Annotated in this window: 11 protein-coding genes; 3 read left to right on the top strand and 8 right to left on the bottom strand. The window is 71.2% G+C overall.

The annotated features are described in order from the left end of the window. Positions 1–34 precede the first annotated feature (34 nt). Positions 35–811, bottom strand: coding sequence for an enoyl-CoA hydratase-related protein (locus U8525_RS32255; protein WP_374270564.1), 777 nt, complete (start codon positions 809–811; stop codon positions 35–37). A 104-nt stretch (positions 812–915) separates the two neighbouring features. Between U8525_RS32255 and U8525_RS32250 the strand changes: the two genes are divergently transcribed. Beyond that, positions 916–2,895, top strand: a complete 1,980-nt coding sequence (locus U8525_RS32250; RefSeq protein WP_374270563.1) for a TIM44-like domain-containing protein — start codon at positions 916–918, stop codon at positions 2,893–2,895. Positions 2,896–2,919: 24 nt separating this feature from the next. Here U8525_RS32250 and U8525_RS32245 read toward each other — a convergent pair whose 3' ends face one another. The 5 genes from U8525_RS32245 to U8525_RS32225 all read right to left on the bottom strand — a co-directional run bounded on the left by U8525_RS32245 (position 2,920) and on the right by U8525_RS32225 (position 9,351). Next, complete coding sequence (locus tag U8525_RS32245) at positions 2,920–3,894, bottom strand: hydroxymethylglutaryl-CoA lyase (protein WP_374270562.1); 975 nt, start codon at positions 3,892–3,894, stop codon at positions 2,920–2,922. Positions 3,895–3,914: 20 nt separating this feature from the next. Next, positions 3,915–4,634, bottom strand: coding sequence for a class I SAM-dependent methyltransferase (locus U8525_RS32240; protein ID WP_374270561.1), 720 nt, complete (start codon positions 4,632–4,634; stop codon positions 3,915–3,917). A 13-nt stretch (positions 4,635–4,647) separates the two neighbouring features. Next, complete coding sequence (locus U8525_RS32235) at positions 4,648–5,847, bottom strand: aminotransferase class I/II-fold pyridoxal phosphate-dependent enzyme (RefSeq protein WP_374270560.1); 1,200 nt, start codon at positions 5,845–5,847, stop codon at positions 4,648–4,650. A gap of 61 nt (positions 5,848–5,908) precedes the next feature. Then, entirely contained in the window at positions 5,909–6,889 is a 981-nt protein-coding gene (locus U8525_RS32230) for a phosphatase PAP2 family protein (protein ID WP_374270559.1), read from the bottom strand. Further along, entirely contained in the window at positions 6,886–9,351 is a 2,466-nt protein-coding gene (locus U8525_RS32225) for an RND family transporter (protein WP_374270583.1), read from the bottom strand. Before U8525_RS32225 ends, U8525_RS32230 begins: the two co-directional genes overlap by 4 nt. Before the next feature lie 431 nt (positions 9,352–9,782). On the opposite strand from U8525_RS32225, the gene U8525_RS32220 reads away from it, so the two are divergent. Further along, on the top strand, positions 9,783–11,339 hold the full coding sequence (locus tag U8525_RS32220; RefSeq protein WP_374270558.1) for an aminotransferase class I/II-fold pyridoxal phosphate-dependent enzyme: 1,557 nt from the start codon (positions 9,783–9,785) through the stop codon (positions 11,337–11,339). Positions 11,340–11,350: 11 nt separating this feature from the next. Then, entirely contained in the window at positions 11,351–12,529 is a 1,179-nt protein-coding gene (locus tag U8525_RS32215) for an N-acetyltransferase (RefSeq protein WP_374270557.1), read from the top strand. A gap of 100 nt (positions 12,530–12,629) precedes the next feature. On the opposite strand, the gene U8525_RS32210 is transcribed toward U8525_RS32215, so the two are convergent. Continuing rightward, complete coding sequence (locus tag U8525_RS32210; RefSeq protein WP_374270556.1) at positions 12,630–13,265, bottom strand: phospholipid-binding protein MlaC; 636 nt, start codon at positions 13,263–13,265, stop codon at positions 12,630–12,632. 66 nt (positions 13,266–13,331) lie between these two features. Continuing rightward, the gene (locus U8525_RS32205; protein WP_374270555.1) at positions 13,332–15,119 is read right to left on the bottom strand and encodes a TolC family protein; all 1,788 of its coding nucleotides are present in this window, start codon (positions 15,117–15,119) and stop codon (positions 13,332–13,334) included. Positions 15,120–15,280: the final 161 nt, after the last annotated feature.

The following is a 15,280-nucleotide window of genomic DNA, read 5'->3' as shown; positions in this document are numbered from 1 at the left end:
CGCGGGCCTGCCGCCCCTGTCGCTTTCGGGGGCCCTAGCGGCCTTTATAGACGGGGGGACGCTTCTCCGCGAAGGCGCGGAGCCCTTCCAGCCGGTCCTCCGTCTTGAGCACCTCCTCGTACTTCTCGAGCTCCAGCGCCAGCGCGTCCTCCAGCTCCAGGCCGGTGCCCTCGTCGATGGCGTGCTTGGCGGTGGCCACGGCCACGGGGGCGTTCTCCACCACGGCCTCCGCGAGCTGGAAGGCGACCTCCAGCAGGTGTCCTTCCGGGGCCAGCCGGTTCACCAGCCCGATGCTGAAGGCCTCCGCCGCGTTGACGCGCCGGGCGGTGAGGATGAGGTCCTTGGCGCGCCCGGGGCCGATCAGCCGCGCCAGCCGCTGCGTGCCGCCGCCGCCGGGGATGATTCCCAGCTTCACCTCCGTGAGGCCCATCTCCGTGGCGGGCGAGGCGACGCGCAGGTCGCACGCCAGGGCCAGCTCCGTGCCGCCGCCGAAGGCCGCGCCGTTGATGGCGGCGATGAAGACGCAGTCGCTCTTCTCGATGGCGCGCAGGGTGACGCGCAGGCCGTTGAGGAAGGCGCGCACCTCGTCCTCCGACATGGTGGTGCGCTCCTTCAGGTCCGCGCCCGCGCAGAAGGCCTTGTCGCCCGCGCCGGTGAGGATGACGGCGCGCACGGCGCGGCTGGAGGACACGCGGGAGACGAGCGCGTCCAGCTCCTGGTGCATCGCGCGGCTGATGGCGTTGCGGCGGCTCTCCCCGTCGATGGTCCAGATCTCGATGGCCCCGCGGGCCTCGACCTTGAACTCCGGCATCTTCGCTCCCCGTGACGGACCGCGGCGGGCGGCCCGCGTGAATGGCGCGCAGCCTGAAACCTGTTCCCCAGTCTGGCAAGCCGTAAACGGATAGGATTTCGCCCATGCCTTCGTGCCCAACGACGAAACGCCCATGGCGGTGGCTGCCCGGCCTGCTCACCGTGTCCGCCCTGCTCGTGGTCGCCCTGCCGCTCGTGGCCCTGGCACGCGGCGGCGGCGGCGAGCACTACACGTCCGGCCGCGACCGCGGCGGCGGTGGGGGTGGCAGCGGCGACGGTCTGCCCCTCTGGCTGCTCTTCGACCTCATCCGCCTCCTCTTCCTCTACCCGAAGGTGACCCTCCCGCTGCTCGTCATCGGCGGCGGCATCTACTGGCTCTACAAGCGCAACCTGCACCCGGACGCCACCACCCGGCGCGCGCTGGATCAGCGCGAGGCGGAGATCCGCACGGAGGTGTCCGGCCGCGACGTGCAGGGGTGGGTGAACGCGCTGAAGCTCAAGGACCCGTCCTTCGAGCTGGAGCCCACGCTGGAGAAGGTGCGCTGGCTCTTCCTGGAGCTGCAGCAGGCCTGGTTCCGCCGGGACATGACGCCGGTGCGCCCCTTCCTGTCGGACGCGACGTGGCAGCGCTTCAACGTCCAGCTGGCGCTGATGCAGGCGCAGGGCGTGCGGGACGCGCTCGCGGACATGAAGGTGCTGGACGTGCAGCTCATCGGCCTGCACCAGACCCCGTGGTACGACAGCATCCACGTGCGGGTGCGCGCGAGCATCCGGGACACGGACGTGCCCGCGGACCAGACGGACGCGCAGGCCATGGCCGCCGCCAGCCGCGTGGCGCCGGAGACGTTCACGGAGGTGTGGACCTTCGTGCGCAAGCCCGGCGCGCAGACGCGCATCGGTGAGGACCTGTTCCAGGGCAAGTGCCCCAACTGCGGCGCGCCCTACAAGGGCGGCGCGGCCAATACCTGCGAGTTCTGCAACGCGGTGGTGAACTCCGGCAACTACGACTGGACGCTCTCCGAAATCACGCAGGGCGTGGAGCACGTGCGCCACCACAAGCAGGTGGACGGCCTGATGCAGGCGCGCGCGGACGACCCGGCGCTCAACCTGGAGATGCTGGAGGACCGCGCGTCGCTGCTGTTCTGGAAGTGGATCGACGCGCAGAGCCGCAACGAGACGCAGCGCCTGTCCAAGGTGGCCAACGCGGACGCCATCGCGAAGCTGGAGGCGGAGCTGGGCCAGCTGGCGAAGCAGGGCCGCCGCCGCGTCTTCCTGGAGTGCGCGGTGGGCGCGGTGGACGTGCGCGCGCTGGAGGTGCACCCGGAGTCCTTCGACGAGGCGCAGGTGGAGATCCGCTGGAGCGCCCGCATGGGCGTGGGCCCGGTGAACGAGAAGCCGCCCAGCCTGCCCACGGTGCCGCAGCGCTGGGTCTTCACGCTGGTGCGCCGCCACGGCGCGAAGACGAACACGGACACCGGCATGTCCACGGACCGCTGCCCGCAGTGCAACGCGCCCACCACCAACAGCGCCGCCAACACCTGCGAGTTCTGCGGCACGGTGCTGGGCAACGGCGAGCGCGACTGGGTGCTCGCGTCCGCCCTCCCCTTCGAGTCCTGGAACGTCCAGCACGCGCAGCGCACGGCCCGCAACGTGGCCCGCTACCAGGAGACCCGCCGGGCCGAGCGCGGCGCCGTGGCGCCCCCGCCCGAGGACAGCGGCGGCCCGGGGGACGGCGACCGCGTGGTGACGGACGTGAAGGAGCGCGAGCGGCTGCTCTACATGATGGCGGCCATCGCCGCCGCGGACGGCGAGGTCAGCGCCGCCGAGCGCCGCCTGCTCAAGCTGTGCGCGGAGCGCTGGAGCGTGTCGTGGGCCAACGTGGAGATGGCCCTCAACGCCGGGCCGCAGCTCTTCGAGCGCCTGGTGCCGCGCGGCAGCCCGGAGGCGGAGGTGTTCCTGCGCCACATCGTGGAGATGGCCCTGGTGGACGGCCGCATCGACCGCAAGGAGCGGCGCATGCTGCAGATCGCCGCCCAGCACCTGGGCCTGGAGGAGCGGCTGTCCGTGCTGCTGGGGGACCACTGACGCCGTGGCCCCCGCTGGGGCGGCTCAGGTCTGCGCGCGGCGGGTGGCCTTCTTGTCCCGCTCGCCGAGCGCGGCCTGGAGGTACTTGCCCGCGAGCTTCCGGCCGATGAGCTCCTGGGCGATCTCCCCGGCCTCCACCAGCTTGTCCAGGTCGATGCCGGTGTCCACGCCCATGCCGTGCAGCATGAACACCGCGTCCTCGGTGGCCAGGTTGCCCGCGGCGCCCGGCGCGTAGGGACAGCCGCCCAGCCCGCCGATGCTGGCGTCGAACGTGGTGACGCCCGCAGACAGGCCCACGAGCGCGTTGGCCAGCGCGGTGCCGCGCGTGTCGTGCAGGTGCAGCGCCAGCGTGTCCACCGGCATGTGCTGGAGCAGCGCGGTCAGGATCTCCTCCGTCTGCCGGGGCGTGCCCACGCCAATCGTGTCGCCCAGGCTCAGCTGGTAGATGCCCGCGTCCACCAGCTGACGGCAGATGCCCACCACGCGCTCCACCGGGACGTGGCCCTCGTAGGGACAGCCCCACACGGTGGACAGGTAGCCGCGCACGCGCATCCCGGCCTTGCGGGCGGCGGCCGTCACCTCCTTCGCGCCGGCCAGCGCCTCCGCGATGGTCTTGTTGATGTTCTTCTTGGAGTGGGCCTCCGACGCGGAGATGAACACCGCGGCCTCCTCCAGGCCCGCCGCCTGCGCGCGCTCCAGGCCCTTCAGGTTGGGCACCAGCGCGGAGAAGACGACCCCGGGGCGGCGGCCCACCAGCTTGAGCAGCTCGTCCGCGTCCGCCAGCTGGGGGATCCACTTGGGTGACACGAACGACGTCACCTCGATGCGCTTCTCCCCCGCGGCGACCAGGGCGTTGATGAGGCGCGCCTTGTCGCGGGTGGGCAGCGTGCGCAGCTCGTTCTGCAGGCCGTCGCGGGGGCCGACCTCGTACACGTCGACCTTGCGGGGCAGTTGCCCCAGCAGGCCGACCCGCGTTCGCGTTGTCTCTTTCGGATCCACTGGACGTGTCCCGGGCCCCGTCAACGGCGCCCGGCTCCCACGATGAGGTCGGTTGACTCGGGTGTCATGGGCCCGGCCTCCAGGCCGCCATGCACCCACTCCACCGCAAAGCCCGTGCTTTCCAACAGCCCCTTCAGTTCCGCAAGAGGATAGTAACGGAGCGCGTACGCCGCCCGCAGCACGCGCCCGTCGGGCAGGGTGAGCTGACGCCGCCCGAGATCCCTGCCACGCGTCGCGTCGAAGCGGCTCTCCTCCTCCAGGAGACTCCCATCCGGTAACCGCTCGCGGAACGACGCGCCCGGGCTTCGCGCCAGCCGCTCGTAGGGGACCGTCTGGAGCACCAACCGTCCGCCGGGCCGCAGCGCCCGCGCCACCTCGCGCAGCACCTGGACGTGCTCCGCGTCGGTGAAGGCGAAGAGTGTCGAGTACCAGGCATAGGCCCCGCCCAGGGACGCGTCCTGGAAGGGCAGCGCTCGCAGGTCGCCCCGCACCGCGGGGAAGCCCGGACGGCGCAGGCGCAGGGACAGCGGATCCAGCTCCAGGCCCACCACGCGCCCGGCGAGCGCGCCGCCGGTGTTGAGCCGCGCCGCGTGCCGGCCGTGGCCGCAGCCCAGGTCCACCACCGGCCCCTCCACGTCCGCGAACGCCCGGGACAGGTACTCCGCTTCCCGGGCCGTCACCGCCTCGGAGAGGTACGGCAGCGTGCTGCGCAGGTACAGCTCTCCGAAGAAGGCTCCCACGGCCGTGTGGGCCTCAGCGCTTGAGGGCGGGCAGCCTCTCCCGCAGGCGGCGCACGGCCTCATCCAGCACGCCCTCCGTCTTGCAGAAGGCGAAGCGCGCGAAGCGCTGGCCCAGGTGCCGGTGCTCCGGGCCGTAGAAGACGCTGGGCGGGATGCCCGCGACGCCCACCTCCGTCACCAGGTGCCGGCAGAACGCGACGTCGTCCGCGAAGCCGTAGCCGCGGATGTCCGCGAGGATGAAGTAGCTGCCCTCCGGCGAGAACGCCTGGAGCCCCGCCTCGCGCAGGCCCGTGAGCAGGCGCTCGCGCTTGGCGGTGTAGAGCGCCGTCAGCTCCTGGAAGTAGCTGTCCGGCAGCCGCAGCGCCACGGCCATGGCGGCCTGGAACGGCGACGCGGTGGCGAAGGTGACGAACTGGTGCGCGCGCTGCACCGCGTCCCGGAGCGGCGGCGGCGCGATGATCCACCCGACCTTCCACCCCGTCAGGCTGAAGGACTTGCCCGCGCTGCTCACCGTCACCGTGCGGTCCGCGAGCACCGGCACCGTGGCGGCGCGGACGTGCCTCGCGGGGGCGAAGACGATGTGCTCGTACACCTCGTCCGCCAGCACCTTCACGTCGTGCTCGGCGCAGAGGTTGCCCAGGAACTCCAGCTCCTCGCGGGTGAAGACCTTGCCCGTGGGGTTGTGCGGCGAGTTGAGGATGAGGAGCCGCGTCTTCGGACCGAAGGCGGCGCGCACCTCGTCCCGGTCGAACCACCAGGTGGTGTGCTCCGCGTCCGGCGGGCGCAGCGGCACGTAGCGCGGCGTGGCGCCCACGAAGGCGATGTTGGCGTCGTAGGAGTCGTAGAACGGCTCGAAGGCCACCACCTCGTCGCCGGGGTCCACCAGGCCCAGGATGACGTCGAGGATGGCCTCCGTCGCGCCGCTCGTCACCGTGACCATGGTGTCCGGATCCACGGCGTGGCCATGGAAGCGCTGCGCGTGCTCGGCGATGGCGTTGCGCAGGTCCTTGGCGCCCGTGCCAGGGGCGTACTGGTTGACGCCGCCCTGGATGGCCTTCCACGCGGCCTCCTTGATGGCGTCCGGACCGTCGAAGTCCGGGAAGCCCTGCCCCAGGTTCATCGCCTGGTGCTTCAGGGCCAGCGCGCTGAACTCGGAGAAGACGGTGGTGCCGAAGCGGGAGACGCGTTGCGCGAGCACGGGCCGGGGGGACATGGGTCAGGCCTCTGAGGCCAGCGCACGTCCACCCCGAACCCCGGGGCGACCGGCTGGCGGTTCAGGGCCGGACGATAGCGTCCACGGGCACGGAACGCGCGCCCTGTTCCACCGCGCGCTGCCGGGCGGCGCGGGACAGGCCCAGCGCCAGCCCCGTCACCACCAGCACCAGGGGCACCGCGCACACCAGGTCGATGGCGTAGTGGAACCGCCCCGCCAGCGTCGCGAAGATGAGCCCCAGGCCCGGGAAGAGCATCACCCAGAAGAAGCGCCGGGCGAACCGGAACGCGTAGAAGAGCACCACCAGCGCCACCCCGGTGTGCCCGGACGGGAAGCAGTCCCGGGTATACACCGGCGTGCGCATCATGGACTCCAGCAGCGGCGTGAGGAGCCACCCGTGGGTGGCCGGCCCGTCGAACGCGCCGATGAGGAAGTACCGGGGCCCCACCGCGGGCACCAGCGAGTACGCCGCGTAGTTGAAGCCCAGCAGCAGCCCCAGCCCCAGCAGGTACTCATCGAAGGCGGGCGTGGCCCCCCTGCCCCGGGCGTACAGGTAGACGCCCAGAAGCAGCGGCCAGATGAAGTGGCCGTAGTAGCAGAGCAGCAGCACGTCGTTGGCCCAGGGCGGAATCACGTGCGCCAGCGCCACCGAGGTCTGGAAGCCAAAGAGCCGCTGATCCACCGCGACGAGCTGGGCGTCCTTCAGCAGCGGGTTCATCCAGTCCACGATGGGACCCAGCCACCCGTGGGCGAGCGCGGACACCGGCAGGAGCCAGAAGTCCCCCGCGATGGTGAGCAGCTGCTGGCGCGGGAAGCGCGCCTCCAGCATGCGCACCGCCGGCAGGCCCAGCGCGAACGTGAGGAAGAGCAGCGCGTTGCGGCCGGAGTGCGGCGCCCAGCGGGCCGGGCCCACGCACACCAGGGCGGCGACCGAGCAGGCCACCATCAGGACCACGTCCACCTGCCGGAAGCGGACGAGCGTCTCCTCCGACGCCGCCGTCACCGGCCGCACGCGGCCTTCGCTGAATGACCAGATGCTCACGCCGATTTGCGCTCCCCCGGCGATTCGACCGGCAGCTCGCCGGCCCCCCCGAGATTGAGGCTCCGCACCACCGCGCCCGACTCCGGCGCCACCGCCGCGGACCGCCGCCCCTTCCACCGCTCCAGCAGCGCCAGCATGGCCGGGAAGAACACTGTCGTTCCCAGGAAGGTGCTCACGACCCCCAGTAGCGCAATCTGTCCGATGCTGCGCAAGCCCTGATGGTTCGCCACGAGGAGCGCTCCGTAGCCCGCCGCGTTGGACAGGGTCGCCACCACCGCCGCGAAGCCGGTGTTGCGCACCACCCGGCCCAGCGAGCCGGGGCCCTCCTCCTCGTACCGGTGGTACAGGTGGACGGAGTTGTCGACGGCGATGGCCAGCAGGTTGGGCAGCACCACCGCGTTGATGAAGTTGAGCTGGACGTCGAACAGGTACATCCCGCCGGCCAGGCAGGTCATGCCCAGGAACAGGGGGCCCGCCACCAGCAGCGCGCGCTTCAAGCTGCGCAGGCTGGCCAGGATGACCAGGAACACCACCACCGCCGCGGACCAGAGGATGAACGGCCCGTCCCCCCGGACCAGGGAGAAGATGCGCGCGGCGATGCGGTTGCTGTCCAGGACCGCCAGGTCGATGCCCTTCGCCTTCGCCCCGGCGACCACTTCATCCAGCTGCGCCGCCCAGCGGTGCAGGTCCTGCGTGTCGTAGTTGGACACCGACGGGAACAGCAGGAGGAACATCCCCTTGCCGTCCAGCGCCTCGAAGCGGCGGCGCGCCTCCACCGGCAGCTGCTCCAGCCCGTAGGGCTTCGCGTCCACCATCTCCCGCAGGTCCTTCACCCGCGGATCCTGCTGCGCGGACCTGGGCAGCCCGTCCAGCAGCGTCCGGATGCCGGCCATCTCCGCCTCGTGGGCCGCCACGTCGGACGGCACCAGGTCGCTCAGCGACGCGGTGCGCAGGAACACGGAGTTGGCGCCGTTCCGCGCCTTCACCTGGGCGATGACGGCCTCCACCTCGCGGACCTGGTCCAGCGAGTCCACGGAGAGGATGGCGGGGTTGAGCGGCGAGCCGATCTGCTCGGTGATGTGGTCGTCCAGGCGCGACGCCGGCGAGTCCCCCTTCAGGTTGCGCAGGTTGGTCTCGAAGCCCAGCCGGGGCGCGATGGCCACCGAGTACGCCGCGAAGCCCACCACCGACAGCGCCACCGCGACGATGGCGCCCGTGGGCCAGCGCCGCCACTCCTTCTCCGGCGCCGGCGCCGCGGCCGGAGTGGCGGCCTGGGCGGCGGGCGCGGCGTCGCGACGGAACGGGCGGATGCGCTCCGCGATGGCGAGCAGCGAGGGCCCCATCGCGTACGCGGTCAGGACCGCCATCAGCACGCCGACGCCCGCGAGCAGGCCGAACTGCTGGAAGGCGTGGAACTGCGCCAGCACCAGCACGAAGAACGCCGCCGCGTTGGTGAAGGCGGACGTGAGCGCCCCGCTGAAGGTGCCGCGCACCGCCGCCGTCAGCGACTCCTTCACGCCGTGCTGCTCGCGCTCCTCCCAGTAGCGCATGGAGAGGTGGACGCCGTACTCGATGCCCAGGCCGATGAGGATGGCGACCAGGAAGCCCGTCACGATGTTGAGGTGGCCGATGGCGCCCTGCGCGAACGCGAACGTCAGCACCAGCCCCACCATCACCGGCACGCCCACCACCGCCAGCGCGGAGATGCGCCGGGTGGCCAGGAGGATCAGCCCCACCGCGATGAGCGCGGACAACAGGCCCGCGTTGGACAGGTCGCTGCGCATCACCGCGTCCTCTTCGATGCGGTTCTGGAAGTTGCCCGTCGCCTCCAGCGTCACGCCCGGGTACTGCTCCGCCGCGAGCTTCCGGCCGGTGTCGAACACCGTGGCCACGAAGCGCCGCGCGAACTCCAGGTCCCCCGCCGTCCCCGACGGCTTGATCATCAGGTAGACCTCGGTGCCCTCCTTGTTCGCCAGCGTCTCCGGCAGCGACGTGTCCGGGGTGTGCTTCCTCGCGATCTCCTCGAAGGTGGGCGGCGCGATGTCCGCGCCCAGGTCCACGAAGAGGGGGCTCGCGCGCTCCTTCTCGTAGCGGACCCGGGCCTCCAGGTCCTGACGCAGCGAGGCGACCTCCGCCGTGGGCAGCAGCAGCAGCCCGTGGCGGCGGAAGAAGGCCACGTCATAGTGGTGCTCGACGTAGCGGACCTCCGGCAGCGCCTCCAGGCGCTTCTGGAAGTCCCGGGCGTAGGCCTTGAGGGCCTCCGGCGCCGCGCCCTTGGCCATGATGACCAGGTACCCGTCCCCGCCCGCCTTCTCTGACACGCGTGTCAGATCCCGGACCTCCGGGGCGCCCTCCGGGAGCAGCTCCACGAACGACCCGCGGAACTCCAGGCGGGACGCGAAGACGCCCGTGACGGCCGTCAAGAGGGCGATGGCGAGCAGCACCTGCCAGGGGCGCGACATCGCTGCCTGGATGAAGCCCTCGAACCACCGCTGCCGTCGTGCTTGGGACACCGTCTGCTCCTCTGATGCTGGCCGGCGAAGCAATAAGCCGGCCATGATCCAGGCCCCCGAAACAGACGGCCCCTCACAACCCATTCCCCATGTGAACCCATGTGTGCGCAGGGTGCTGGAGCATCCACTGGCGAACGCAGGCCTGGGGGCGCGGCGTGCCACCAATGCGCCACGGCTGTCAAGGCGCGCCCTGACACGGATGCCCCACACCGGGTGCGATGGCGCCGTCCCCGCCTTGACAGTGTGGATTTCCCTCTTTATTGACCCCCACGCGTCGTCCCCCTGGGTGTTCGCGCGGCCGGGCAATCCGAAGCTGGAACGCGCCCTGCACATGGAAAGCGGCTCGGATCCACACCCCCCGACGCGTAAGAAAGACCACCATGAGCGACGTGTTCGACAAGTGCCGTACCTGGAAGGACTACCGCATCGCCAAGGCCACCGGCCTGTACCCGTACTTCCGGGCCATCGAGGCGTCGCACGGCGCCACGGAGGTGGAGATCGAGGGGCGGCGGGTCATCATGGTGGGCTCGAACAACTACCTGGGCCTGTCCTCGGATCCGCGCGTGAAGGAGGCGGCCATCAAGGCCACGGAGCGCTTTGGCACCACCTGCTCCGGCTCGCGCCTGCTCAACGGCACGCTGGCGCTGCATGAGGAGCTGGAGGCGCGGCTGGCGAAGTTCCTCAACCGGGAGGCGGCCATCGTCATCTCCACCGGGTTCCAGACGAACCTGGCGCTGGCGTCCATCCTGGGCCGTCACGACATCGTGTTCAGCGACCGCGCGAACCACGCGTCGCTGGTGGACGGCGTGCGCCTGTCGTTCGCGACGGAGCGCAAGTTCCGCCACAACGACATGGAGCACCTGGAGCAGCTGCTGGCCGCGGCGGAGCCGGGCGCCGGGAAGATCATCGTCACGGACGGCGTGTTCTCCATGGAGGGCGACATCTGCAACCTGCCCCGCATCGTGGAGCTGGCGAAGCAGTACAACGCCCGCGTGATGACGGATGACGCCCACGCCATGGGCGTGCTGGGCGAGCTGGGCCGGGGCACCTCCGAGTACTTCGGCCTGGAGAAGGACGTGGACCTGGTGATGGGCACGTTCTCCAAGAGCTTCGCGTCGCTGGGCGGCGTGCTCGCGGGCCCCTTCGAGGTCATCAACTACATCCGCCACAAGGCGCGCTCGGTCATCTTCTCCGCGTCCATGACGCCCGCGTCCATCGCGGCGGCGCTGAAGGCGACGGAGATCATCGAGGCGGAGCCGCAGCGCCGCGCGCGCCTGCTGGACATCGCGGAGAAGATGCACAACGGCTTCCGCGCCATGGGCTTCGACACGGGCGTGTCGGTGACGCCGGTGGTGCCGGTGCACATCGGCGACCAGGTGAAGTGCTTCCGCTTCTGGCGCGCGCTGCACGAGGCGGGCGTGTTCGCCAACCCCGTCATCCCGCCGGCGGTGGAGGCGGGCCACGCGCTCATCCGCACCAGCTACATGGCGACGCACACGGACGCGCAGCTGGATCAGGTGCTGGACACCTTCGAGAAGATCGGCCGCAAGCTCAACGTCATCCCGGAGACGCGCCCCACGGTGTACGAGCCGGTGAAGATCGCCCGGCCGGGCAGCGCGGTGCGCAGCAACAAGGCGAGCGAGACGTGGGCGGCGGGCAGCGCCGGCCTGCTCGCGGACAAGGGCTTCTCCCTGGACCAGCTGTCGCGGATGTCGTCGCGGGAGATGGCCGGGAAGTTCTTCGACGCGGTGGAGCAGCTCACCTGGCGCGCGGCGAACCTGCAGCCGGAGGACCTGCGGCGGCTGGGCGGCGCGCCCCGCAAGCTGTGGGAGAAGCGCAGCGAGCTGGGCGGCGTGCTCCTGGAGAAGGGCGCGCAGCTCTTCATGCGCAACGGCAGCGACGGTTCCGACGGCGGCAACCAGGCCGAAAGGAACTGAGCCCCCCACATATGGCCCACCCCGCCAAGCACGAAGCGTCCTCCGCCGCTCCCTCCATCCCCTCCGACGTGCAGGTGACCCCTGTGCGCGGCGCGGCGGACCGGACGGCGTTCATCCGGCTGCCGTACACGCTCTACCGTGACGCGCCGAACTGGGTTCCGCCGCTGGAGATGGAGCGCCGCGACTTCCTGGACCCGAAGAAGAACCCCTTCTTCGACTACGCGGAGGTGGAGCTGTTCCTCGCGCGCCGCGGGCAGGACGTGGTGGGCCGGGTGGCCGCCATCAAGAACCCGCGCCACATGGAGTTCCACGGCACCAAGGAGGGCTTCTTCGGCCTCTTCGAGTGCGTGAACGACGCGGGCGTGGCGCGGGGCCTGCTGGACGCGGCCAGCGCGTGGCTGAAGGCGCGCGGCATCGACACCGTGCTGGGGCCGGCCAACTTCTCCTCCAACCAGGACTGGGGCCTGCTCGTGGAGGGCTTCGACAGCCCGCCCGCGCTGATGATGCCGTACAACCCGGCGTACTACGCGGACCTGCTCCAGACGTGCGGCTTCACCAAGGCGAAGGACCTGTGGGCGTGGGAGCTGTCCGCGTCCACGCCGCCGCCGGAGAAGGTGGCGCGCATCGCGGAGAAGATCCGCCAGCGCGAGGGCATCACCGTGCGCGCGGTGAACCTGAAGGACTTCCCCGCGGAGGTCGCGCGCATCAAGGAGATCTACAACGCGGCCTGGGAGAAGAACTGGGGCTTCATCCCCTTCACGGACCGCGAGTTCGAGCACATGGCCAAGGAGATGAAGGCCATCGTGCGTCCGGAGCTGCTGCTCATCGCGGAGGTGAAGGGCGAGCCCGTGGCCTTCTCCATGACGCTGCCGGACGCCAACGAGGCCTTCAAGGCGGCCAACGGACGGCTCACCACCTTCGGCCTGCCCATCGGCCTGGTGAAGCTGGTGCTGGCGTCGCGCAGGCTCAAGCGGCTGCGCCTCATCACCCTGGGCATCAAGGAGGGCTACCGGCGCCGCGGCCTGGACGCCATCCTCTACCTGGACACCCTGCGCACCGCGAAGGAGCTGGGGTACTCGGGCGGGGAGATCTCCTGGACGCTGGAGGACAACCACCTGGTCAACCGCGCCATCGAGTCCATGGGCGGCCAGCGCTCCAAGACGTACCGCGTGTACCAGCGGCCCACCTGAGGCCGCGGGGCCCCTCGCCGGGGCCTGAAACGCCTCCGCCCGGGCGCATCCTGGCCCCGGGCGGAAGGAACGGCGTGAGGCTGTCGGAAGGCGCCCTGCCCTACTTCGCCTGCGGCGCGGCGCCCGTGGAGCCGGCGGCGGACTCTTTCACGGAGGCCGCGCTGGTGTTGGCGTTCTCCTTCTCCAGCTGGGCGCGCTTGGCCTTGAGCGTCGTCAGCAGGCCGTCAAAGCCCTTGGTGGAGAGGATCTTCTTGAACTGGCCGCTGTAGGTGTCCACCAGCGACACCTCGTCCGTGACGACGTCGTAGATGCGCCAGTCGGCCTTGGGCGACGCCTTGAAGAGCTTGTAGTTCACGGGGACCTGGTCCGACTTCACGGTGAGCTCCGTGTCGACCGTGGCCTCGCTCCCCTGCACGCTCTCCTTGCCGTACTTCACGTCCGCCTTCGCCTGGCCGATGGCCTTCTGGGCGTACGAGGCGCGCAGCAGCCCCGTCATGGTCTCGGTGAAGTCCTTGCGCTGGGCGGCGGTGAGGCCCGCCCAGGCCTTCTCGCCCAGGGCGCGCTTGGCGAGCTCCTCGAAGTCGACGAAGGACTCCACGACGTTCGCCAGGGACTGCACGGTGGCGCCGGGGGCATTGGCCGCCTTCTGGACGGCGGCGTTGCCGTTCTTCACCACGTTGATGGGGCTCACGGGAGCGGCGGCGAGCAGCGTGGCGGCAAGCAGGGAAGCGATCATGTCGATGAAGCTCCGGATGGAAGTTCAGGTGTGACGACACCTGTGAGGACTGGCAGCCTGGAAGGGTTATTCATCCGCCCCGGGGACGGCACCCGTGACGCGGGCGAGTGACGCGAGCCCCACGCGCACGTCGTGCCAGCTCTTGCCGCGCTCGGCGGAGGCCTGCGCCAGGGCGGTGAAAGCGTCCACCAGCTCACGCGTGTCGCCGGTGCCCAGGTCGAAGGCGGCGTAGGCGGCGGTGGCCCAGCGCTTCGCGTTCTTCTCCGCCTCCGTGAAGGACCTGGCGCGCGCGTAGGCCGCCTCGAGCTGGCCCTGCGCCTGGGTGACCTCCAGCCGGATGCCGGCCTTGAGCGTCAGCTCCTGCGCGTGCATCTTGTCCAGCTCCGCGCGGGCCTGCTCCAACTGCGCGTCCTTGATGGGGATGTCGAAGGTGCCGCGCAGCACCAGGCCCAGGCCGGCGGTGCGGTCGTTGTACGGATCGTAGGCGAAGGGGCTGCGCTGGCGCGTGGCGCTGCTCGTCCAGCGGATGTCGTAGTAGCCCGCGAGCCCCAGGTCCGGGTAGTAGCTGCGCTCGCGGATGAGGACCTCCTGCTCGCGCGCGATGATGCCCGCGGCGATGGCCTTCAGCTCCGGGCGGCGCTCGTTGGCCTCCCGCAACGCCGTCTCCAGGTCGGGCACCTTCACCTCCTCCTGGAGCGGCAGGTCCTCCTCCACCACCTCCACCTGCTCGTCCGGCTCCACGCCGGCGAGGATCCGGATGGCGGTCAGCGCGAACTGCTCGCCCTGGAGGGCGGCGGCCCGCTGCGACTCCACCAGCTGGCGGAAGTAGCCCAGCTTGAACGTGTCCAGCTTGGTGACCTGATCCGAGTCCTGCTTGAGCAGCGCGTCGATCTTGTCGCCCGCGTCCTTGAGGCGCTTGGACACGTCCTCCAGCTGCTTCAGGCCCGCCCGGGCCAGCTGGTAGCCGTAGTACGCCTGGGCGGCCTGGAAGCCCGCCTCCGCGCGCGCCCGCTCGCGCAGCGCCGCGCCCACCTTGGGGCCCTGCTCGCCGGCCTTCTTCAGCGCGGAGAGCTTGCCGAAGGTGTACAGCGGCAGCACCGCGTTGCCGGTGGAGAAGACCGTCACGCCCACCTTGCCGAAGTTCCAGTCGCCCTCCAGCGACGCCTCCGTGGTGGGCGGTCCCCCCAGGCCGTTGTTGCGCGCCTCGGGGACGGGGCCGCCGCCGCCCAGGGTGATCTCGAACTTGGGGAACCAGGCCCAGCGGGCCTGATCATAGAGCGCCTGGAACTTGCGCAGCTCCGCGGTGGCCTCCGCCACGCGCGCGTCCTGCGTGCGCGCCCGTGCCACCAGCTGGGCCAGGGTGATGGGCCCGCGCGGGGCCTGGGTGGCCTCGGTGCCGCCCGGAGCCCGGGCCTCCTCCGGAGCGCCCCGGGGGGCGCCGGGGGTGAGGTCGCCCCGCGCGCCGTCGCCCGAGCCGGGGGCGACGGGGGACGTGCCCAGCTCCTTCGCGCCCGGGGTGGCGGCCGGCGGCTTGGGCGTGCCCGTCGTGGCGCCCTGGGCGGCGTTGCCCGGCTCGGCGGCCGGGCCCGGGTTCACGGCGGAGGGGCTCGGCAGGGGCGCGCGCGTCCCCGGGGTGGGGTCGGCGGCCGACGACCCGGTGCCCGTGGGGCCCGGGGCCGGCGCGGGGGTGGGCACGGTGCCCGGAGACAGGCTCCCGGGCGAAGGAGCCGCGGTCCCCGGCGCGCCCGTTCCCGGAGCGTTCGAGGGAGCCGGTGAGGGCGCGATCTGCGCGCCTGAAATGCCACCGGTGAGCATCATTGCCACTGCGATGACCCTGCCGACTTCTCTGCCCATGCTGTGGTCCGCCTCGTGTGCGGCCGGGCATATCCGGAACCCCGCGACGGTGCAGCATTTCTGTGAGGGTTCCCGCCGTTCCGGGTGTCGGCTTCCGCCCAGTCGGCTCGCGCCACGAGGCGCGTAGAGGGCGTGACAGTCGCCGACATTCCGTTCAGACA

It is taken from the genome of Corallococcus sp. RDP092CA (assembly GCF_041903675.1).
Lineage (GTDB): Bacteria > Myxococcota > Myxococcia > Myxococcales > Myxococcaceae > Corallococcus.
Note: the sequence above shows the minus strand (reverse complement) of the source record. Positions and strands in the feature narration are given on the sequence as shown.

What these genes read in the sequence shown, in the direction of transcription:
- U8525_RS32255 (WP_374270564.1), bottom strand. Translation starts at nt 811, where the DNA reads ATGCCGGAGTTCAAGGTCGAGGCCCGCGGGGCCATCGAGATCTGGACC.
- U8525_RS32250 (WP_374270563.1), top strand. Translation starts at nt 916, where the DNA reads ATGCCTTCGTGCCCAACGACGAAACGCCCATGGCGGTGGCTGCCCGGC.
- U8525_RS32235 (WP_374270560.1), bottom strand. Translation starts at nt 5,847, where the DNA reads ATGTCCCCCCGGCCCGTGCTCGCGCAACGCGTCTCCCGCTTCGGCACC.
- U8525_RS32225 (WP_374270583.1), bottom strand. Translation starts at nt 9,351, where the DNA reads ATGTCGCGCCCCTGGCAGGTGCTGCTCGCCATCGCCCTCTTGACGGCC.
- U8525_RS32220 (WP_374270558.1), top strand. Translation starts at nt 9,783, where the DNA reads ATGAGCGACGTGTTCGACAAGTGCCGTACCTGGAAGGACTACCGCATC.
- U8525_RS32215 (WP_374270557.1), top strand. Translation starts at nt 11,351, where the DNA reads ATGGCCCACCCCGCCAAGCACGAAGCGTCCTCCGCCGCTCCCTCCATC.
- U8525_RS32210 (WP_374270556.1), bottom strand. Translation starts at nt 13,265, where the DNA reads ATGATCGCTTCCCTGCTTGCCGCCACGCTGCTCGCCGCCGCTCCCGTG.
- U8525_RS32205 (WP_374270555.1), bottom strand. Translation starts at nt 15,119, where the DNA reads ATGGGCAGAGAAGTCGGCAGGGTCATCGCAGTGGCAATGATGCTCACC.